Below are 21,756 nucleotides of genomic sequence, written 5' to 3' on the forward strand. Positions count from 1 at the left end.
CCGCCGTGCCGGCCTTCTCGCCGCGCCCCTGCCGCCCCTTCTCGCCGTGTCCTCTGCCCGCGTCCGTCGAGCGGTTCCGTGCGCCCCTTTCTGACGCCTCGCGTACGGGGGGATGCGCTCACTGCGCTGTTTGTGCCACAGTGCGCCCTCATGCGCGGTACTCGAGGTTGGATATCGGGTATGTGCCCATTAACCCCATGAAACCGGACAGGGTCCGCTTCTGACTGGGAAGTGATCGGCGTGATCGACAACGGTGACGACTGCGCCGAGTGGACCTTTCCCGCGGAGCCCGGCGCCGTGCGGACCGCTCGGGCCGTGGTCCGCGACCGGCTGCGCGCATGGGGGCTCGACTCCGTCGGGGACATCGCCGCCCTGCTGGTGAGCGAGTTGGTGACCAACGCCCTGCGGCACGCCACCGGCCCCATCGGCGTGCGCCTCGTACGCTCCGACGGCTCGCCGGGCACCCTGCTCGTCGAGGTCTCCGACCCGCTGCCCGACCCGCCGCGCGAGCGGACCGCCGACCTGGACGACGAAGGTGGCCGAGGACTGCGGCTCGTGGCCTGCTCCGCGCGGGCATGGGGTACCCGGCCCGGTGAATCGGGCAAGACGGTCTGGTTCGAGTTGACGGTTCCCGACTGACCGGACCCATGGGCGTACGAGGTGAAAGACCTGGTGCACGACCGGCGTCCACGGCGTACGGACCGGGCAAGGGGCGGCTCCCCAGGGCGCGCGTGCGACCGATCGGTTCAAGCCAGTAGCGCTGGCTGGAGTCTTTGGTTCGAGCGGGCAACGCCTGGTTAGAAGACTTGGAAGTATGGCCAAGCCGGTCCAAAAACGATCGGGACCGTGCTGTGATCGTGAACACCGTGTTGCGCGGCGCCGTAGTGCTGGATACTGCGGGCAGCCGCCCCTGGTGACCGAAGCCGGACGCGGTGAGCTGGAGGGGACGGTTCGCGTGAGCGAGATACCAGCGAAGGCCACGGAGTCCACGGAGCCGAAGGGCCCGACGGACCGCGCGAGGCCCGAGGCCGCGGGCGATCCCGGCCTGGGCCGCGCCACACGCGACGACGTCACGCGCGAGGGCGTAAGCGCTTCCGTCGAGGCGGGCGGCGACGCCCAGCGGCCGGCGTCCGGAAGCCGACCGTCGGCCGGCCGTCCGGCGGGTGCCGGGGGTCGGGCCGCCGGCGCCGTCGCGGCCGCCGGTGTCCTGGCCGGTCAGGGGCCCGGCGACCCGATGTGGCAGACCAGCCCGCCCGGATCGATGTACGACTACATCAAGGTGGCCTCGTTCTCCATCGGCCCGGACGGTCTCGTCGACCAGTGGAGCCTGCGCGCCGAGCAGTTGTTCGGGATCTCGGCCGCACGGGCCGTGGGCATGGACCCCATCGAGGCGTTCGTCGACCCCGACCGGCGCGAAGAGGGCCAGCGGAAGATGGCCGAGGTCCTCGACGGCCGCGAGTGGACCGGAGTGGTGCCCTTTCGGGTTCCGGGCCCCGAGGGGATCGAGGGGCTCGCCGAGGTCTATGTGATGCCGACCACCGTCGAGGGCGGTGAACGGGCCGCCGTGTGCATCGTGGTGGACGTGCGCACGCTGCGCCGCATCGAGACCGACCTCGCCGCCTCGCAGGCGATATTCGGCCAATCTCCGTTCGGCTTCCTGCTGATAGACACCGACCTGCGGGTGCGGCGCGCCAACCAGCGGTTCGCCTCCATCTACGGCGGCCACGTCGACGACCACCGCGGCCGGGGCGTCCACGACTACCTCCGGTCCCCGGAGGCCGAGCGGGTCGAGGCGACCCTGCGCCGGGTCCTGGAGACCGGTGACTCCATCACCGACATGCACATCTCCGGGTTCGTGCCCGGCTCCGAGGAACGCCGCCACTGGTCCGTCAACCTCTACCGGGTGCACAGCGGCACCGGCCGCCCCATCGGCATCGCCTGGCTCGGCATCGATGTGACGGCCCGTCGCGCCGCCGCCCGGGAGGCCGCCGCCGCACGGCGCAATCTCGCCCTCCTGAACGAGGCCGGTTCACGCATCGGCAACTCCCTCGACCTGGAGACCACCGCCCGCGAACTCCTCGACGTGGTCGTCCCCAACTTCTGCGACCTCGCCACCGTCGACCTCCACCAGGGCCTCCTCGTCGGCGACGAGACCCCGCCCGGACTCGCCGACGGCAGCGCCGAACTGCGCCGTGTCGCCTTCGCCAGCGCCGTCTCCGACGCGCCGTTCGTCGGCGGGCCCGCCCCGGTGCGCGTCGGCGCGGTCCACCACTACCCGTTCAACTCGCCCTGCGCGGACGCCCTGCGCACCGCCCGCCCCCAGCAGGTCCCCGAAGAGGGCAACCTCATCCAGTCGACGCTCGCCGTGCCGATGGTCGCCCACGACACCGTCGTCGGGCTCGTGCAGTTCTCCCGCACCAAGGGCAGCGAACCGTTCGGGGAACGCGACCGGGCCCTCGCGGTCGAGCTGGCCGCCCGCGCCGCCGTCTGCATCGACAACGCCCGCCTCTACCGGCGCGAACACGAACGCGCCCTCATCCTGCAACGCTCCCTGCTGCCGCCGGGCGACCCCGAGGCCTCCGGCCTCGACATCGCCTGCCGCTATCTGCCGGGCAACGCGGCCACCGAGGTCGGCGGCGACTGGTTCGACGTCATCGAGCTCCCCGGCCACCGCACGGCACTCGTCGTCGGCGACGTCATGGGCCGGGGCCTGCGCGCCGCCGTCGCCATGGGTGAACTCCGCACGGCCGTGCGCACCCTGGCCCTGCTCGACCTGGAACCCGCCGAGGTCCTCTCCGCGCTCGACGAGATCGCCCGCGGCCTCGGCAACCCCGGCGGCGTCCAGTCCGCCTCCCGCACCGCCGCCAGCCGGCCCCGCGACAAGGACCTCTCCGAGGTGTACCTCGCGACCTGTGTGTACGCCGTCTACGACTCGGTCACCCGGCGCTGCACCTTCGCCAACGCGGGCCATCTGCCGCCCGTGCTGGTCGAACCCGGCGAGAGCGCGCTGATGCTCGACGTGCCGCCCGGCATGCCGCTCGGCGTCGGCGGTGAGCCGTTCGAGGAGGTCGAGGTCGAACTGCCCGAGGGCGCGCTGTTGGCGCTCTACACGGATGGACTGGTCGAATCACGCGACCATCCCCTCGACGAGGGCCTCCAGGCGTTCGTCGGCGCCCTCACCGACCCCGCCCAACCGCCGACTGGGCGCTCCGACGGCCCCCGATCGCTGGAGGACGTCTGCGACCACGTCCTCAACACCCTCGACACCCATCACGGCGAGGACGACATCGCGCTGCTGATGGCACGTGTCCAGGGACTGCCCTCCGACTCCGTCGGCGACTGGACCCTGCCCCGTGAGCCGCGCAGCGTGGGACGCGCCCGGGAGTACGCCCGGGGCCAGTTGCTCAGCTGGGACCTCGAACCCCTGGTGGACACGGCCGAGTTGCTCGTCAGCGAGCTGGTCACCAACGCGCTGCGCTACGGCGAGGGCGAGATACGGCTCCGGCTGCTCCTCGACAGGACCCTCGTCTGCGAGGTCTGGGACGCCGGGCTCGTCCAGCCGCGCCGCCGCCGCGCACGCGACACGGACGAGGGCGGCCGGGGCCTGCAACTCGTGGGCCTGCTCTCCGCGGCGTGGGGCTCCCGTCGTACGCCCCGCGGCAAGACCGTGTGGTTCGAACTGCCGCTCCCCGGAGAAGAGGGCGCCCTCACGGACCCGGCGGAGGCGCTGCTGAGCCTGTTCTAGGGGAGCCCCCGGTTCACGGGAGAGCCTCCGGCCCCGCGGCCTGGCCGGGGCTCGCCGCCCTGCGGGCGCGGGTCGCCGTGCCGCCGAAGCAGGCCGGGCCCCGTGGGGTGATCCGGCCGCCTTCCAGGGTGTCCCCGAGGATGATGCCGCCCAGCAGCGCCCCGGCCATCCCGTCGCCGACCGGCCCCTCGTACGGCTCGCCGTACTCCCGCACGTCCCGCTCGGCCAACCGCCACGCCTCCCGGGCAAGGGAGTGGGCACGCCGGGCGCTCTCGACATCAGCGGTCTCCACGGCGGCGGCCACATCGCCCTGGGGTGCCGCCTGGCCGGGCGCGCCCTCCTCGGCGCTCCCGTCGTCCGGGGGTGCCGCCTGGCCGGCCGCGCCCGCCCCGGCGCCCTCGTCGCCCGGAGACGCCACCGCGTCGGCCCTCTCGGTCCCGCCGAGCCCGGACCCCTCGGCCCCGCCGCCCCCATCCCCCGCGGCGCCGCCAGCCCCGGACCCCTCGGCCCTGCCAGCCTCAGCCCCCTCGGCCCCGCCGACCCCATCCGTCCCGGCTGCCTCCGCCCACGCCGCTCCCGTGGGCCCCTCCCGGAGTGCCGCCGCCTCGGCGGTGGCCGCGCAGTGTTCCGCTTCCGTGAGGCGGGTTCTCGCCGTTGCTCCCACTGCTCCGCGGTGCGTCGTGATGTAGTCCCTCGTGGTGGCCACCGCGCTGCGGGCCGGCAGCAGCCAGCGGTCCTCGCGGCAGAGGGCGTCGAGGGGGTCGGCGTACGTGCCCTCGCCGGGCGCGCCCTGTTTCGTCGCGCCGGCGGCGCGTGCCACCTCCGCGGCGAGCCGCTCCACCCCCGTCACGAGGACGTCCGCCTGGTCGATGGCGCCCTCGGCGGCCCGCAGATGCACGGCGGCCGTGAGCGGGTCGCCCACGTAGGTGAACTGGCGGGCCCGGTTCAGCTCGGCCGTCGCGAACACCAGCCGGTCCTCGGCCTGTTCGGCGTGGCCGGCGACGGGGAGGACGACGTCGGGGGCGTAGCGCGCACGGAGCCCGGCGAGGGTGGCGGCCGCCGTCGCCGTACGGCCGGTCAGCTCGCGGAAGCGGGCCTCCGCGCTCTGCAGGGCCGGGACCGCGTCGCGTTCCAGGGCGCGGAGCTGGTCGAAGGCGGGGGCGGCGATGTCGAGGCGTCGCTGGGCCATCGTGCAGCGGGCGAGGATCTCCTCCAGCAGGGCCCGCTCCTCGTCCGGCGGCAGCGTGCCGGTGGTCTCGTCGAGCCGCTGCCGGAGCCGGAAGGCCGCCTCGACCTCGCGGCGCGCGTCCGCCAGGGCGTCGGTGAAGGGTTGGGCCGCCGCGGGGCCGGATCGGGCGACGGCGAAGCGGAGTTCCTCGGCGCCGGTACGGACGCAGTCGTCCGTCTCCACCAGCAGGCGGCGACCCCGCTGGTGCAGGTCCGGCAGCGGGGGCAGATGTTCTGCGAAGGTTTCGGTCGGCGTCGTCCGCAGCGCCGCGCGTCGCTTGCGCCGGACGAGTGAGTACGCGGCGAAACCGGCGACCACCGCGGCGACCGCGACCGGCAGGATCAGTTCCGTCGCCGAACTCTCGTCGTCACCGGGCGCCGCGTCGCCCGCCCCGACGGCCACGGCCCGCCGGACGCCGACCGGGAACGGGGACGGGTCGATGTCCGCGAACCCCGAGGACCCCGTGGACCACTCGGCGGCCGCCGGGGACGCGGCCGCCGCCGGGGGCGTCCGGTGGCCCGTGTCCGGCGAGTCCGTCACCGGGACCAGCAGCAGCCAGACCAAGGCGGTCATCCCGCCGAACGCGGCGTGCGCCACCCGCACCCCTATGTGCGACGTGGCGCCGCGCGACCGGTTACTCCTCGAACGCGACGTCACATTTGGGAGCGTATGGCCGGACCCGCCAGGTCGCGACCGGGAGGAGGCAAAGACGTCCCGGACGCGGCCCGGCAGCTCCGCGTCCTGCGCGGCGCCCCCGCGGCGGCGCTCAGTCCGCCGAGGAGCGCCTCCTGATCTTCGAGCCGAGCCAGACGAGCGGGTCGTACTTGCGGTCGACGGCCCGCTCCTTCAACGGGATGAGCGCGTTGTCCGTGATCCGGATGCCCTCGGGGCAGACCTCCGTGCAGCACTTGGTGATGTTGCAGTAGCCGAGGCCGTGCTCGTCCTGCGCGGTGCGCTTGCGGTCCAGGCCGGCTTCCTCGGCCGCGTCCAGCGGATGCATGTCCAGCTCCGCCACCCGCATGAGGAATCGAGGGCCCGCGAACGCCGGCTTGTTCTCCTCGTGGTCGCGCACCACATGGCAGGTGTCCTGGCACAGGAAGCACTCGATGCACTTGCGGAACTCCTGCGGACGGTCCACGTCCTCCTGCATCATCCGGTACTCACCAGGGCCGAGCCCCTCCGGCGGTACGAACGCCGGAACCTCCCTGGCCTTCTGGTAGTTGAAGCCGACGTCCGTCACCAGGTCACGTACGACGGGGAAGGCCCGCAGGGGCGTGACCGTGATCGTCTCGTCCCGGTCGAACACCGACATCCGGGTCATGCACATCAGCCGGGGACGGCCGTTGATCTCCGCCGAGCACGAACCGCACTTGCCGGCCTTGCAGTTCCAGCGGACGGCGAGGTCCGGGGTCTGGGTCGCCTGGAGGCGGTGGATGATGTCCAGCACCACCTCGCCGTCGTTGACCTCGACCTTGAAGTCCTCCAGGCCGCCGCCGTTCACATCGCCCCGCCACACCCTGAAGTGGGCCGTGTAGCCGCTCATGACCGTGGCTCCTCGTGGCTGCTCACTCGTACAGCTCCTCTTCGGCGAGGTACTTGACCAGCTCCTCCTTGTCGAAGAGGGCGAGCAGGTCCGGGCGGATGGGATCGGTGGTCTCCCGCGTCAGGGAGATCTGGCCCGCGACGGGGTCGGTGGCCGCGAGCCCGCCCGTCGGGTCGGTGAGCCGGCACAGCAGGTTGAGCCGGCGCCAGTCGCGGTCCATCGCCGGGTGGTCCTCGCGGGTGTGGCCGCCGCGCGACTCGGTGCGCTCCAGCGCGGCCCGTGCCACGCACTCGCTGACCAGCAGCATGTTCCGCAGGTCCAGGGAGAGGTGCCAGCCCGGATTGAACTGCCGGTGCCCCTCGACCCCGGCCCGGCGCGCCCGCACCCGGAGATCCGCCAGCTTCTCCAGGGCCTGCTCCATCTCGCCCTCGCGGCGGATGATGCCGACCAGGTCGTTCATGGCCTGCTGGAGCTCCTGGTGCAGGGTGTACGGATTCTCCGGCGGCTGCCCTTCCTCCCGGCCCTCGCCCTCGGCGGAGAACGGGCGCAGCGCCTCGGCGGCGGCCGCGTCGACCTGCTCGTCGTCCACCGGGGGCCGTGCCCCGGCGAGGCCCGTCGCGTACTCGGCCGCGTACAGCCCGGCCCGGCGGCCGAACACCAGCAGGTCGGACAGGGAGTTGCCGCCCAGCCGGTTGGAGCCGTGCATCCCGCCGGCCACCTCCCCGGCCGCGAACAGCCCGGGCACCCCGCGCGCCGCAGCCGTGTCCGACTCGACGGCGATGCCGCCCATCACGTAGTGGCAGGTGGGGCCGACCTCCATGGCCTCCGCGGTGATGTCGACGTCGGCCAGCTCCTTGAACTGGTGGTACATCGAGGGCAGCCTGCGGCGGATCACCTCGGCCGGCATGCGGGTGGACACGTCCAGGAAGACCCCGCCGTGCGGGGAGCCCCGGCCCGCCTTCACCTCCGCGTTGATGGCGCGGGCCACCTCGTCACGGGGGAGCAGCTCGGGGGGCCGCCGGTTGTGGTCGGGGTCCTCGTACCAGCGGTCGCCCTCCTCCTCGGACTGCGCGTACTTCTCCTTGAAGACGTCCGGGATGTAGTCGAACATGAACCGCTTGCCCTCGGAGTTCCTGAGGACCCCGCCGTCGCCGCGCACCGACTCGGTGACGAGGATGCCCTTCACCGACGGCGGCCAGACCATGCCCGTCGGATGGAACTGCACGAACTCCATGTTCAGCAGCGGCGCCCCCGCGAGCAGCGCCAGCGCGTGTCCGTCGCCCGTGTACTCCCACGAGTTCGACGTCACCTTGAAGGACTTGCCGATGCCACCGGTGGCGATGACGACGGCAGGCGCTTCGAGGACGAAGAAGCGGCCCGACTCGCGCTCGTAGGCGAAGACCCCGGAGACGCGGCCGCCGTCCTTGAGGACCCGGGTGACCGTGCACTCCTGGAAGACCTTCAGCCGGGACTCGTACTCCCCGGTCTCCTTGTGGTCCTCCTGCTGGAGCGCCACGATCTTCTGCTGGAGCGTGCGGATCAGCTCCAGTCCGGTCCGGTCGCCGACGTGTGCGAGCCGCGGGTACTCGTGCCCGCCGAAGTTGCGCTGCGAGATCCGGCCGTCCTTCGTACGGTCGAACAGCGCACCCCAGGTCTCCAGCTCCCACACCCGGTCGGGGGCCTCGCGGGCGTGCAGCTCGGCCATGCGCCACTGGTTGAGGAACTTCCCGCCGCGCATGGTGTCGCGGAAGTGGACCTTCCAGTTGTCACCGGAGTTGACGTTGGCCATGGCGGCCGCGATGCCGCCCTCGGCCATCACCGTGTGGGCCTTGCCGAACAGCGACTTGCAGATCACCGCCGTACGGGCGCCCCGTTCGCGGGCCTCGATCGCGGCGCGCAGCCCGGCTCCGCCGGCGCCGACCACGACGACGTCCCACTCCTGTCGTTCGACCACGGACATCTCAAGCACCTTTTTGTCGTCAGAAGAGGGTCGGGTCGTCGAACGCGCCGGACGCGAGCAGATACACGTAGAAGTCGGCGAGCGCCACGCTCACCAAGGACGCCCAGGCCAGCTGCATGTGGCGTGCGTTGAGCCTGCCGACCCACTGCCACATCCGGTAGCGCACGGGATGCTTGGAGAAGTGCTTGAGCTTGCCGCCGACGATGTGCCGGCAGGAGTGGCAGGAGATCGTGTAGGCCCAGATCAGCACGATGTTGACCAGGAAGACGAGTGTGCCGAGGCCCATGTGGCCCCACTCGTAGTTCTCGTCGCGGAAGGCGAGGACGGTGTCGTACGTCAGGATCCCGGCGACGACGATCGCTGCGTAGAAGAAGTAGCGGTGGATGTTCTGCAGGATCAGCGGGAAGCGGGTCTCACCGGTGTACTTCTTGTGCGGCTCGGCCACCGCGCAGGCTGGCGGGGACGCCCAGAAGCCGCGGTAGTACGCCTTGCGGTAGTAGTAGCAGGTCAGGCGGAAGCCCAACGGGAAGATCAGGATGATGATCGCCGGTGAGATGCCCCACCAGCTGCCGAAGATCTCCCAGTTGGGCCCCGCGTGCATCGGCTCGCAGCGCTCCGCCAGACACGGGGAGTAGAACGGCGAGACATAGGGGGCCGCGTAGTAGTGCGCGTCCGAGAAGGCCCGCCATGTCGAGTACACGATGAAGGCGAGCAGACCGGCCGCGGTGCCGGCCGGGGCCAGCCACCAGCGGTCGGTCCGCAGATGCGGTGCGGTGATCGCGGCGCGTGTACCGCTGTGCACGCCGCCGCGCTGGGGATGGGGTTCGGTGCCTGGAGGTTCCGTACCAGTGGCCAACGGGGACTCCCGGTCGGTTCTTTTCGGTTGTCGGGCGCTCGGCGTGCCGGGTGCCCGGGGTCAGGGGGCGCGGCGGTCGCGGGCGCCGAGTCCCTCGTCGTCCGAGTCCGTCCACAGCGAGTCGTCGTACGGGGTGTCGGGGATGGGGACGAGTTCGGGGTGCTTGGCCGACGAGCGGGCGACGGCCCCCTCGCGCAGCAGTGCGACGCTCTCGCGCAGGTGATCGGCGTCGGCGCGGACACGGCGCATGTCGAGCCCGCCGCTGCCGATCTGTTGTTCCAGGCGTCCCACCGACCGGTAGAGGTCGTCGAGGCAGCGCTGGATCGATGTCAGTTCTTCTTGCACGGACATGACTTGCCCTCACTTCCGCGGATCGTCGAGGACCGAGGCGGCAACGTTCATGCGCCTGCGAGTGTTGCGCGTCACACGTTGCGCTGGGAAGGGATGTGCATCGATTGGCGGATTGCGGGCCTCCTCCGCGCGCCCATGCGCGCTCGGTATGCGCCGGGGATCACCTACGGCACATTGCGCCGCACGGGTGGCTTTTCACTCCCCGTCGCCGTGTCTCCCTAGGTCGGTGAATCCTTTCCTCTTCAGTGTGTGGCCGTAGATGTGATCAGCTCCATATGCACCCAAAAGTGATCATAACGCCCTCCTGGTGGAGGGTGCGGTCCTCCGGAGGTAGCAGTGATGTCCCACCACGGCGTCGGACCGCGTGCGGTGATGCGCTCGGTCGCCTTCCTGACCGCGGGTGTGCTCGCGGCGCCCCTGCTCGCGGCCTGCGGCGAGGAGGACCCCGCGGGCAGGCCGACGGCCGGCCCCGACATCGCTCCGGCCGCCCGTGACCGGATCGCCGACGGCGGCACCCTGCGCTGGGCCGTGGACGCCGTACCGGAGACGTTCAACACGTTCCAGGCGGACGCCGACCCCACCAGCGCGCGCGTCGCCGACGCCGTCCTGCCGTCGATGTACCGCCTCGACGCCAGGGGACGGCCCCAGGTCGACACCGACTACCTGGAGTCCGCGAAGATCGTCGAACGCGAACCCCGGCAGGTCGTGCTCTACAAGCTCCACCAGGAGGCGGTGTGGAGCGACGGCCGGGAGATCGGCGCCGCCGACTTCGTCGCCCAGTGGCGGGCCCTGTCCGGCAAGGACTCCGCGTACTGGACCGCCAGGAACGCCGGCTACGAGCGCATTGGGAAGGTCGAGCGCGGCGCCAACGACCTGGAGGTCCGCGTCACCTTCGCCCGCCCCTACGCCGACTGGAAGTCGCTGTTCTCCCCGCTCTACCCCAAGCAGGTGACGGGCACCCCCGACGCCTTCAACGACGGCACCCGCAAGAAGCTCAACGTCACCGCCGGCCCCTTCGCCGTCAAGGACATCGACCGCAAGGGCGGCAAGGTCACCCTCACCCGCAACCCCCGCTGGTGGGGCCGCCAGGCCAAGCTGTCGGAACTGGTGCTGCGCGCCGTCCCCCGCGACAAACGGGCCGAGGCGCTCGCCAAGGGCGAGGTGGACATCGCCGAGATCGACTCGTCCCAGGCGCAGCGGGTCATGCTGGCCGGCAAGGAGGCCCGGGGCCCCGAGGGCTCGGCGGGCCCCCGCGGCTCCGCCGCCCCGCAGGGCTCTCCGGGCGTCCGGGGGGCGGCGCAGGGCCTCGGCGGTCCCCTCGCCGGGGCCGGCGGCATCCTCGTCCAGGGGCCCGGCGCCGCGCTGACGCCCGCGCAGTCGCTGCGGTCCTGGGCGATCGCGCACGGCTCCGACGAGAAGGCCGCAGGCAAGGAGGCCGGCGCCCGGAAGAAGCGGCGGGCGGCGCTCGCCGAGTACACCGCGCAGCAGTCCGCCCTGCGCGGTTTCGAGGTGCGCCGCTCCCTCGAACCGGCCTTCACCCAGCTCGCCCTCAACGGCGCCGACGGACCCCTCGCCGACGAGCGCGTCCGCCGCGCGGTGGCCCGCGCCCTCGACCGCGAGGAACTCGCCGCCCTCGTCCTGAAGCCGCTGGGCCTGCCCGCCGTCCCGGTCGGCAGCCACCTCGCCCTCTCCGGCCAGGCCGCCTACGCCGACAGCAGCGGTGCCCTCGGCGGTCAGGACACCGACGAGGCCCGCGCCCTCCTCGCCGACGCCGGCTGGGAGGAGGGCGGCCCGCTCCGGGAGACCAAGAAGGCCGCCGGGGCGGAGAGCGAGAAGACCGCCGGGTCGAAGGAGGAGAAGCCCGGGAAGAAGACGGAGAAGAAGTCGGACGACGCGGCGGACAAGAAGGCTGACAAGAAGGCGGCGGACAAGAAGGCGGACAAGAAGACCGGCGACGAGGACACCTACGTCGTCGGCGACGACAACAAGCCGTACGAGACCGACGACGACAGCCCGCTCGCCCGGGACGGCAAGGAGAACGCCCCCGGCGCCTACGCCCCGCGCGGCACGCGGGCCCCCGGCGACGCCGCGCGGGCGCCGCTCGCAAAGAACGGCAAGCCGCTCACCCTCCGCTTCGTCCTGCCGTCCGGCCCGGGCACCGAGTCCCTGCGCACCGTCGGCGAGCGGATCGCGGTGATGCTGGAGCAGGTCGGCATCCGCACGGAGATCTCCAAGGTCGCCGACGACAGCTACTTCAAGGACCACGTCGCGAACGGGCAGTACGACCTCGCCCTGTACTCGTGGCCCACCTCCGCGTTCCCCGCCACCGACGCCCGCCCGATCTACGCCAAGCCGGTCCCCGCGGCCGACGGTTCGCTGAGCGTCGAGCAGAACTACACCCGGGTCGGCACCAACCAGGTCGACCAGCTCTTCGACCAGGCGATCTCCACCCTCGACGAGTCCGAGACCCGCTCCCTGATCCGCAAGGCCGACGCCCGCATCTGGGCCGCGGCCGGCTCGATCCCCCTCTACCAGCGCCCTCAGCTCTACGCCGCCCGCCCGCACCTGGCGAACGCCGGCGCCTTCGGCTTCCAGACCCCCGTCTACGAGGACATGGGCTTCCTGAAGAAGGACCCGAGGGCGTCGCAGAGCCCCGCCCGCAAGTGAGCGATCACCCTCCACGTACGTTCCGACCGCCGCCCCGCACGACGCGGGGCGGCGGTCGGCCGTAGGGGACACGGGCTTCGTCGACACGGCCGGGCGGGCCGCCATCGAGGCACCACATGCGGTGATCGGAGGCCGTCAAGAGGGTCTGACCTGCGGCGGAGCCAGGGCCGTCCGGCCCGGGGAGCTCCTGCCGTCGGGGGCCCGTACCATGGGGTGAGGCCGTGGCGTGTCCAGCCCGGCAGGGCCCGCGTAACACAGACGTACGCAGCAGGGCCGTCCTCACACTCCGGGAGAACGCCGCAACATGGCTGTGACCACACGTCACGACATCCGCAACGTCGCCATCGTCGCCCACGTCGACCACGGCAAGACGACCATCGTCGACGGCATGCTGAAGCAGGCCGGTGCCTTCGCCGCGCACCAGCTCGACTCCGTCGACGACCGCATGATGGACTCGAACGACCTGGAGCGTGAGAAGGGCATCACGATCCTCGCCAAGAACACGGCGGTCAAGTACCACCCGAAGGACGGCGGGGAGCCCATCACGATCAACATCATCGACACCCCCGGCCACGCCGACTTCGGCGGCGAGGTCGAGCGCGGTCTGTCGATGGTCGACGGTGTCGTGCTGCTCGTCGACGCCTCCGAGGGCCCGCTGCCGCAGACCCGCTTCGTGCTGCGCAAGGCGCTCCAGCAGCGGCTGCCGATCATCCTGTGCATCAACAAGACGGACCGCCCGGACTCCCGGATCGACGAGGTCGTCAACGAGACCTACGACCTGTTCCTGGACCTGGACGCCGACGAGGACCAGATCGAGTTCCCGATCGTCTACGCCTGCGGCCGTGACGGCGTCGCCTCGCTGACCAAGCCCGCCGACGGCACCGTCCCGACCGACTCCACCAGCCTGGAGCCGTTCTTCTCGACGATCCTGGAGCACATCCCCGCGCCGACGTACGACGACGCCGCGCCGCTCCAGGCCCACGTCACCAACCTCGACGCCGACAACTTCCTCGGCCGTATCGCGCTGCTCCGCGTCCACCAGGGCGAGCTGAAGAAGGGGCAGACCGTCGCCTGGATGAAGCGCGACGGCTCCGTCACCAACGTGCGCATCTCCGAGCTGATGATGACCGAGGCGCTCACCCGCAAGCCGGCCGAGAAGGCGGGCCCCGGTGACATCTGCGCCGTCGCCGGTATCCCCGACATCATGATCGGCGAGACCCTCGCCGACGTGGAGAACCCGGTCGCGCTGCCGCTCATCACGGTGGACGAGCCCGCGATCTCCATGGTCATCGGTACGAACACCTCCCCGCTGGTCGGCCGCGGCGGCACCGGCAAGGGCGCGGACGCCAAGGCGGCCGTGAAGGACCGCAAGGTCACCGCCCGCCAGGTCAAGGACCGCCTCGACCGCGAGCTGATCGGCAACGTCTCGCTGCGCGTGCTGGACACCGAGCGCCCCGACGCCTGGGAGGTGCAGGGCCGCGGTGAGCTGGCGCTGGCCATCCTGGTCGAGCAGATGCGCCGCGAGGGCTTCGAGCTGACCATCGGCAAGCCGCAGGTGGTCACCAAGGAGATCGACGGCAAGACCTACGAGCCGGTCGAGCGCATGACGGTCGACGTGCCCGAGGAGCACATGGGCGCCGTCACGCAGCTCATGGGTGTCCGCAAGGGCCGGATGGACAACATGTCCAACCACGGCTCGGGTTGGGTCCGCATGGAGTTCGTGGTGCCCTCGCGCGGCCTCATCGGCTTCCGTACCGAGTTCCTCACGCAGACCCGCGGCACGGGCATCGGGCACTCCATCCACGAGGGCTTCGAGCCCTGGTTCGGCACCCTGCAGACCCGCAACAACGGCTCGCTCGTCGCCGACCGCTCCGGCGCCGTCACCGCGTTCGCGATGACGAACCTCCAGGAGCGCGGTGTGCTGTTCGTGGAGCCCGGCACCGAGGTGTACGAGGGCATGATCGTCGGTGAGAACTCCCGCGCCGACGACATGGACGTCAACATCACCAAGGAGAAGAAGCTGACGAACATGCGGTCCTCGACCGCTGACGTCGCCGAGTCCATCGTCCCGCCCCGCAAGCTCTCGCTGGAGCAGTCCCTGGAGTTCTGCCGGGACGACGAGTGCGTCGAGGTGACCCCGGAGGCCGTGCGCATCCGCAAGGTCAACCTGGACGCCCGTGAGCGCGCCCGCGCCGCCAGCCGCGCCAAGCACGGCTGACAGACCGTCATCCGCGGTCCCCGAGGCCCCGGTCCACCGCCCAGCGGCGGACCGGGCCTGCGGTGTGCCCGCACTTGGGGAGAGCCTGTGAAGGGACCGGGGCTCCCGGACCACTCGTGAAGGAGCGGTGGGGGAAGGTCGGCCTCACGACCCGAACCCCTCCGCGGGCTGTCGATGTGCCCGTGAAGCACTGTTCGCATATCGGTGTTCCGGCGATCAAGTTTCGGACATGTAAACAAAAATCCTTCACCGAATGTCCGATTAGCCGGAATCTCATCTCACCTGTCAAGCGCGACCAGATGTCAATCTTTGCAATTTTTGCTCAAAATATGGACGGTAGGGAGATCCCTATGCCTTCCGCCCTTGACGCGCGTTGACTCACTTGGCGAAAGTTCCCCCAAAACGCAGAACCCGCCGGTAGCCGGATCTGTGCTGCGCTCAACTCTCCAACCCCCCGGGGGAAGAACACACATGACCAGTCCAACCAAGGCCGAGGGCTCAGGGCCCGCGGTCGCCTTGGACCCCGAACTGGCGGCGACCTCCGAGGTCGACAAGCCCAAGACCCTTGAGGGCCGTTCCCCCGGCCAGCTCATGTGGCAGCGCTTCAGGCGTGACCGTACCGGCATGATCTGCGCCGGGGTAGTGATTTTCTACTTCGTCCTCGCCCTGTGCGCGCCCCTGATGACGGCCCTCAGCGGGACCAACCCGTACACGCTGTACGGGCAGGACCCGACGTATGTCGACACCAACCCGATCCTGGACGACTTCGGTCTGCCGCTCGGCTACTTCGGTGGTGTCTCGGGGGACCACTGGTTCGGTGTCGAGCCGCAGTACGGCCGTGACCTGTTCGCCATGCTGATGTACGGCATGCGCACCTCGCTGTACATGGCACTGGGCGTGACCGTGCTCCTGATGGCCACCGGCGTCATCATCGGTCTCATCGGCGGTTACTTCGGCGGTCGCACCGACTACTGGATCGGTCGCGTCACCGACTTCTTCCTCGCCTTCCCGCAGCAGCTGTTCTTCATCGCCTTCATGCCCGTGGTCACGGCGTTCTTCGTCGACCCGGAGGAAGAAACCCCCACTTACTTCCGGGCGGTGGCGATCCTGATCGTGCTGTGGCTGCTGGGCTGGATGGGTATGGCCCGCCTGGTCCGCTCCACCGTGCTCTCCCTGCGCGAGCGCGAGTTCGTGGAGGCGGCCAAGGTGTCCGGCGCCTCGCCGTGGCGGATCGTCCGCAAGGAGATCCTGCCGAACGTCGTCTCGCCGATCCTGGTGCAGTTCACGTATCAGCTGCCCAGCACAATCCTCACCATCGCGTTCCTCTCCTTCGCGGGTGTCGGCTTCGTCGAGCCCACCCCGGACTGGGGACGGCTGTTCGCCGCCGGCGCCAAGTACGCCGAGCAGGACCCGGCGTTCATGTTCTTCCCGGGCCTCGCGCTGGTGATCTTCATCCTGTGCTTCAACCTCCTCGGAGACTCCGTACGGGATGCGTTCGACCCCAAGTCCGGGCGCTGAATCGTCCATTGGTGGGGGGTGGCTGCCGCCCCCGCGTCGGCCTACCAGCCGCGTCAGGCAGTACTCATGGATAACAAACGACAGGTAGGTGCATACACCGTCATGAAGTCGCTCACCTCGCGCAGAGCGCGCGCCATAGTGGTCGCCGTCGCGGCCGGCTCCCTCGTGCTCACGGCGTGCTCGGAGAACAAGGGCAACACCTCGGGGACCGACTCCAAGAAGGACCAGAAGCAGGCCGCCCAGCAGTCGAAGGCCATCACCTACGCCGACGCCGCCGCGTCGACGGGTCCCGCAGCGGAGGTGGCCGGCGCGAAGAGCGGCGGCACCATCGAGGTCTACCAGGAGGCGGGTCTCTCGCACCTGGACCCGGGCCAGATCTACGTCTCCGACGGTGGCCAGGTCGCCAACCTGATCTACCGCGGGCTGACCAACTTCAAGGAGGACGGCAAGGGCAACATGTCCGTCGTCGGTGACATCGCCACCGACGCCGGCAAGTCGTCCGACGGCGGCAAGACCTGGACGTACACGCTCAAGGACGGCATCAAGGACCAGAACGGCAACGAGATCACCTCGGCCGACGTCCGCCACACCGTCGAGCGCATGTACGCCGAGTTCATCTTCGACGGCCCGAACTACCTGCAGACCTGGCTGAGCGGTCCGAAGTACCGCGAGGCGCTGAAGGACGGCGGCTTCGGCAAGAAGCACCTGCCGGCCTCGGTCCTGGACACCCCGGACGACAAGACGGTCGTCTTCCACTTCGACCAGCCGCGTCCGGACCTGCCGCAGATGCTGGCCATGTCGGGCTACTCCATCGTCCCGGAGAAGACCGACACGAAGGAGAAGTACGACAAGGCCCCGGTCTCCCTCGGCCCGTACAAGATCTCCGAGTACAAGGTCGGCAAGGCCCTCAAGCTGGTCAAGAACGACCAGTGGGACCCGAAGACCGACTCCGTGCGCCACCAGTACGTGGACGGCTGGAACTTCGACTTCGGTGTCACCGAGTCGACCCAGACCAAGCGTCTGATCGCGGACCAGGGCGCCTCCAAGAACGCCATCCAGTTCACCGGCAGCGTCGAGTCCACCCAGATCCAGGACGTCATCACCGACCCGGCCGTCAACAAGCGCACCATCAAGGGCTACCAGCCCTACGTCATGGTGCTGAACTTCAACCTGGACCGGGTCAAGAACAAGAAGGTCCGCGACGCCGTCACCTACGCGGTGAACTCCAAGTCGCTGATCGCCGGTGAGGGTGGCGCCTACGGTGGCGACCCGGCCCCGAACCTGTTCGCCCCGACCCTGCCGGGCTACGAGGCCAAGTACGACCCGTACGGCCGTCTGAAGACGCCGTCCGGCAACATCGAGAAGGCCAAGGAGCTCCTGAAGGACGTCCCGGCGTCCGAGAAGAAGCTGGTCTTCGCCTACCGCAACAGCGAGAACGAGCAGAAGCGCAAGGTCGCCCTCGAGGACGCGCTGTCCAAGGTCGGCATCAAGGTCGTCGGCAAGGAGATCGACGCCGCGAGCTTCTACGAGCAGATCGGCAAGGTCAAGAACCCGTACGACATCTACGTCACCGGCTGGGGCCAGGACTGGCCGTCCGCGGGCACGGTCGTCACCCCGATCTACGACGGTGACCAGATCGCCGACGGTTCGCCGAACTACTCGCACGTGAACGACCCGAAGGTCCAGGAGCTGATCAAGAAGGCCCTCTCCGAGGAGCCGACCGCGGCCCAGAAGACCTGGCAGGAGGCGCACCACTACATCCTGGAGAAGATCAACCCGGCTGCTCCGCTGTGGTACGCCAAGCAGTTCCAGCTCTACGGTTCGAACATCGGCGGTGCCCGCTACAGCACCGAGTCGAGCTACATCGACGTCAACAACCTGTTCCTGAAGTCGTAACTCCCTACGGCTGATCGCGGGGGTGCGCACCAGGCGGAGCGCATCCCCGCGGTTCCGTGAAACCGTCCACCCTCTCTGCAGAGAGCAGCCTCCCCGCCATGCTTCAGTTCATCATCCGGCGCCTGGCCGGTGCCGTCGTCACGTTGTTCCTGATCGGCGCCGTCACGTTCTTCCTCTTCATCGCCGGGCCGTCCGACTACGCCTCTCTGGCCTGTGGCAGGGACTGCTCCCCGACGAGGATCGCGGACATCCGCGAGGCGCTCGGCCTCAATCTGCCGGTCGCCACGCAGTTCTGGCAGTTCATGTCCGGCATCGTGATGGGCCGTGACTTCCCGGACGGCCACTGTGCCGCCCCGTGCCTCGGCCAGTCGTTCTACTCGGGCGACATGGTCTGGGACACGATCTTGGACCGCTTCCCGACCACCCTCACGCTGACCGCCGGTGGCACGATCTGCTTCCTGATCTTCGGTGTGGGTGCCGGCATGATCTCCGCCTACCGGCGCGGTTCCACGCTCGACAAGTTCGCCACGGGCTCGTCGATGGTGCTCAGCTCCTTCCAGATCTACTTCCTCGGCCCGATCGCGCTGACGGTCCTCGTCTACAGCACGGGCTGGATGGAGGACCCCAAGTACGTCCCCATCAGCGAGGACCCGGTCGGCTGGTTCGTCGGGATGTCCATCCCGGTCGTCGTGATGGCCACGATCTTCACCGCGCAGTACACGCGTATGGCACGCGCTTCCATGATCGAGCAACTCGCCGAGGAGCACGTACGCACCGCTCGGGCCAAGGGCATGACGAAGAAGTACGTCTTCTTCCGCTACGCCTGGCGCGGCTCGCTCATCCCGATCGTCACGGTCCTCGGTATCGACATCAGCTCCATGCTGGGCGGCGCCGTGGTCACGGAACTCACCTTCTCGCTGCAGGGCATCGGCCGCCTGGCCGTGAACGGCGCCATGACGAGGGACCTCCCCCTGACGATGGGCGTCATGATGTTCGGGGCCTTCTTCATCCTGATCGTGAACATCCTCACCGACATCGCGTACGCCTGGATCGACCCGCGCGTCCGGCTCTCCTAGGAAGAACGAACCACCGTGACCACACTGACCAAGACCGAGGACGCCCCGGCCCCGACCGGGCCCGAGAGCTTCCTCTCGGTCCGTGACCTGCGGGTGCAGTTCTCCACCGAGGACGGCATCGTCAAGGCCGTCGACGGGCTCTCCTTCGATGTCGAGCGCGGCAAGACCCTGGGCATCGTGGGTGAGTCCGGCTCCGGCAAGTCCGTCACCAACCTGTCGATCCTGGGCCTGCACAACCCGCGGACCAGCACCATCGACGGTGAGATCCTGCTCGACGGGCAGGAACTCGTCACCGCCACCGACAAGGAGCTGGAGCAGCTCCGCGGCAACAAGATGGCGATGATCTTCCAGGACCCGCTGACGGCCCTGTCGCCGTACTACACGGTGGGCCGGCAGCTGTCCGAGCCGTTCATGAAGCACCGCGGCGCCTCCAAGAAGGAGGCCAAGGACCGGGCCATCCAGATGCTGGAGAAGGTCGGCATCCCGCAGCCGAAGGTGCGCTTCGACGACTACCCGCACCAGTTCTCCGGCGGTATGCGCCAGCGCGCGATGATCGCCATGGCGCTGATGTGCGACCCCGACCTGCTGATCGCCGACGAGCCCACGACCGCGCTCGACGTGACCGTGCAGGCCCAGATCCTCGACCTGCTCAAGGACCTCCAGCAGGAGTTCGGCTCCGCGATCATCTTCATCACCCACGACCTCGGCGTCATCTCCAACATGGCCGACGACCTGCTGGTGATGTACGCGGGCCGCGCGGTGGAGCGCGGCAGCGTCAAGGAGGTGCTGCGCACGCCCCAGCACCCCTACACCTGGGGCCTGCTCAGCTCGATGCCGCGCCTCGACGGCGACATCCACGAGATGCTGACGCCGATCCCCGGCTCGCCGCCCTCGCTGCTCAACCCGCCCCCCGGCTGCCGCTTCCACCCGCGGTGCGCGTTCAAGGACGAGGTCGCCGGCACGCTGTGCAGCGACACCCGTCCGCCGCTCGCCGACGGCCGGGCCGCCGCGTGCCACCTGACCGCGGAGCAGAAGCAGACCATCTTCATCGACAAGATCCAGCCCCGGCTGCGCTAGGGAGAACCGAGATCATGAGCGACAACCTCACCCTCCCCGCACAGCAGGGCCCCACCGACACCTCGACGGAGACCCTTCTCGAGGTGCAGGGGCTGACCAAGCACTTCCCCATCTACGGCGGCTTCCCGATCAAGCGCAAGGTCGGCGCCGTGCAGGCCGTCGACGGCGTCGATCTGACCGTCGGCGTCGGCGAGAGCGTCGGCCTGGTGGGCGAGTCCGGCTGCGGCAAGTCGACCACCGGCCGACTGATCACCCGGCTGCTGGAGCCGACCGCCGGCAAGATCAGCTACATGGGCCAGGACATCACCCACGCCTCGCGCAGGCAGCTGGCACCCGTGCGGTCCGAGATCCAGATGATCTTCCAGGACCCGTACTCCTCGCTGAACCCGCGGCAGACCGTCGGCTCCATCATCAAGTCGCCCATGGAGGTCAACGGGATCGAGCCCGAGGGCGGCCAGGAGAAGAAGGTCCGCGAGCTCCTGGAGCTCGTCGGCCTCAACCCGGAGCACTACAACCGCTTTCCGCACGAGTTCTCCGGCGGTCAGCGCCAGCGCATCGGCGTCGCCCGCGCCCTGGCACTGAACCCGAAGCTGATCGTGGCGGACGAGCCGGTCTCCGCGCTGGACGTGTCGATCCAGGCGCAGGTGGTGAACCTGCTGCAGAAGGTTCAGCAGGAGCTGGGCATCGCCTTCCTGTTCATCGCCCACGACCTCGCGATCGTCCGGCACTTCTCGCAGCGCGTCGCGGTCATGTACCTGGGCAAGGTGGTCGAGGTCGGCGACCGTGACTCCATCTACAACCGGCCGCGCCACCCGTACACCCACGCCCTCCTCTCCGCGGTCCCCGAGGTCGCGGTCGACGACGAGGCCGGGGACAAGGAGCGGATCCGCCTCTACGGCGACGTCCCCTCCCCGATCTCCCCGCCGTCCGGCTGCCGCTTCCGCACCCGCTGCTGGAAGGCGCAGGACAAGTGCGCCAGCGAGGAGCCGCCGCTGCTGCAGCTCTCCGGCAACCGCGACGGCCACCTGACGGCCTGCCACTTCCCGGAGGACCCCACCACGGAGGCCCGCGCCGAGGACGTCGTGCTCGACCCGGCGCTGAAGGCGCTGGAGAAGGACACGGCCGACGACGCCGAGTCGAAGCCCGCGCAGGGCTGATCGGCAGCCGCCGAACGCATGGCCGGTGCTCCCGGTGCGCAGGAGTTTCTTCCTGGGCACCGGGAGCACCGGCATTTCGCGCTTGGACGGTTCTACGGTCAGCCGACCGTTCCAGCGCCGGCCGCTTCGGCTGCTGCACCACGGCCGACCGTCAGGGACCAGTGGACGGTGGCGGGCGCTCGAACCGAGATGGTTCCCTGCTTCTCAGTTCCAGGGACACCGACCTGGTTATAGGTCGTAGCCGTTTCCTCGTCGAGGCACTCCAAGGGAAAGGAAACATCGACCGGTCTCACCCGAACGTTGATCTTTCCCTTTCCTTGGCATCGCACTGCGACGATCAGTGCGTCACCCTTTTTTCCTCCGCGGAAACGAACAAGTCCATTCCCGTGGGTCTTTCCCCGCTCGGCAGCCACGATCTCTGTCTCGTCCATCTCCGGTGGACTCACCGGATCCACGTCCTTGAC

At 69.8% G+C, this 21,756-nt stretch carries 15 protein-coding genes; 9 read left to right on the forward strand and 6 right to left on the reverse strand.

What is annotated here, in order from left to right; all coding sequences use genetic code 11:
• Positions 1-231 precede the first annotated feature (231 nt).
• Positions 232-639 (forward strand): ATP-binding protein, encoded by a 408-nt coding sequence (locus ACZ4Z3_RS10375; RefSeq protein WP_099967310.1) that lies wholly within the window; start codon positions 232-234, stop codon positions 637-639.
• A gap of 274 nt (positions 640-913) precedes the next feature.
• On the forward strand, positions 914-3,745 hold the full coding sequence (locus ACZ4Z3_RS10380; RefSeq protein WP_468500574.1) for a SpoIIE family protein phosphatase: 2,832 nt from the start codon (positions 914-916) through the stop codon (positions 3,743-3,745).
• Positions 3,746-3,758: 13 nt separating this feature from the next.
• Here the strand turns inward: ACZ4Z3_RS10380 and ACZ4Z3_RS10385 are convergent, their stop codons facing one another.
• The 5 genes from ACZ4Z3_RS10385 to ACZ4Z3_RS10405 all read right to left on the reverse strand — a co-directional run bounded on the left by ACZ4Z3_RS10385 (position 3,759) and on the right by ACZ4Z3_RS10405 (position 9,683).
• On the reverse strand, positions 3,759-5,630 hold the full coding sequence (locus ACZ4Z3_RS10385) for a hypothetical protein (RefSeq protein WP_468500575.1): 1,872 nt from the start codon (positions 5,628-5,630) through the stop codon (positions 3,759-3,761).
• 109 nt (positions 5,631-5,739) lie between these two features.
• Positions 5,740-6,516 (reverse strand): succinate dehydrogenase/fumarate reductase iron-sulfur subunit, encoded by a 777-nt coding sequence (locus ACZ4Z3_RS10390; RefSeq protein ID WP_468500576.1) that lies wholly within the window; start codon positions 6,514-6,516, stop codon positions 5,740-5,742.
• A gap of 22 nt (positions 6,517-6,538) precedes the next feature.
• A complete protein-coding gene (locus ACZ4Z3_RS10395; RefSeq protein ID WP_468500577.1) occupies positions 6,539-8,476 on the reverse strand; it encodes a fumarate reductase/succinate dehydrogenase flavoprotein subunit in 1,938 nt (645 codons plus the stop codon).
• A gap of 19 nt (positions 8,477-8,495) precedes the next feature.
• Positions 8,496-9,332, reverse strand: a complete 837-nt coding sequence (locus ACZ4Z3_RS10400; protein ID WP_468500578.1) for a hypothetical protein — start codon at positions 9,330-9,332, stop codon at positions 8,496-8,498.
• Between the two features lie 60 nt (positions 9,333-9,392).
• Positions 9,393-9,683 carry a hypothetical protein gene (locus ACZ4Z3_RS10405; RefSeq protein ID WP_468500579.1) on the reverse strand — a complete coding sequence of 97 codons (291 nt, stop codon included), beginning with the start codon at positions 9,681-9,683 and terminating at the stop codon, positions 9,393-9,395.
• A 339-nt stretch (positions 9,684-10,022) separates the two neighbouring features.
• Here ACZ4Z3_RS10405 and ACZ4Z3_RS10410 point away from each other — a divergent pair, with 339 nt between their 5' ends.
• The 7 genes from ACZ4Z3_RS10410 to ACZ4Z3_RS10440 all read left to right on the forward strand — a co-directional run bounded on the left by ACZ4Z3_RS10410 (position 10,023) and on the right by ACZ4Z3_RS10440 (position 21,292).
• A complete protein-coding gene (locus ACZ4Z3_RS10410; protein WP_468500580.1) occupies positions 10,023-12,350 on the forward strand; it encodes an ABC transporter family substrate-binding protein in 2,328 nt (775 codons plus the stop codon).
• Between the two features lie 310 nt (positions 12,351-12,660).
• Positions 12,661-14,568 carry a translational GTPase TypA gene (gene typA, locus ACZ4Z3_RS10415; protein WP_468500836.1) on the forward strand — a complete coding sequence of 636 codons (1,908 nt, stop codon included), beginning with the start codon at positions 12,661-12,663 and terminating at the stop codon, positions 14,566-14,568.
• A 471-nt stretch (positions 14,569-15,039) separates the two neighbouring features.
• Positions 15,040-16,086: an ABC transporter permease gene (locus ACZ4Z3_RS10420; protein WP_468500581.1), complete on the forward strand. Its 1,047-nt coding sequence runs from the start codon at positions 15,040-15,042 to the stop codon at positions 16,084-16,086.
• 102 nt (positions 16,087-16,188) lie between these two features.
• Entirely contained in the window at positions 16,189-17,982 is a 1,794-nt protein-coding gene (locus tag ACZ4Z3_RS10425; protein ID WP_468500582.1) for an ABC transporter substrate-binding protein, read from the forward strand.
• 98 nt (positions 17,983-18,080) lie between these two features.
• Complete coding sequence (locus ACZ4Z3_RS10430; RefSeq protein ID WP_468500583.1) at positions 18,081-19,058, forward strand: ABC transporter permease; 978 nt, start codon at positions 18,081-18,083, stop codon at positions 19,056-19,058.
• 15 nt (positions 19,059-19,073) lie between these two features.
• Complete coding sequence (locus ACZ4Z3_RS10435; RefSeq protein WP_468500584.1) at positions 19,074-20,135, forward strand: ABC transporter ATP-binding protein; 1,062 nt, start codon at positions 19,074-19,076, stop codon at positions 20,133-20,135.
• Positions 20,136-20,149: 14 nt separating this feature from the next.
• Complete coding sequence (locus ACZ4Z3_RS10440; protein ID WP_468500585.1) at positions 20,150-21,292, forward strand: ABC transporter ATP-binding protein; 1,143 nt, start codon at positions 20,150-20,152, stop codon at positions 21,290-21,292.
• Between the two features lie 98 nt (positions 21,293-21,390).
• Here the strand turns inward: ACZ4Z3_RS10440 and ACZ4Z3_RS10445 are convergent, their stop codons facing one another.
• Positions 21,391-21,723: a hypothetical protein gene (locus ACZ4Z3_RS10445; protein ID WP_468500586.1), complete on the reverse strand. Its 333-nt coding sequence runs from the start codon at positions 21,721-21,723 to the stop codon at positions 21,391-21,393.
• Positions 21,724-21,756 lie beyond the last annotated feature (33 nt).

Source organism: Streptomyces sp. NPDC030296 (assembly GCF_055572815.1).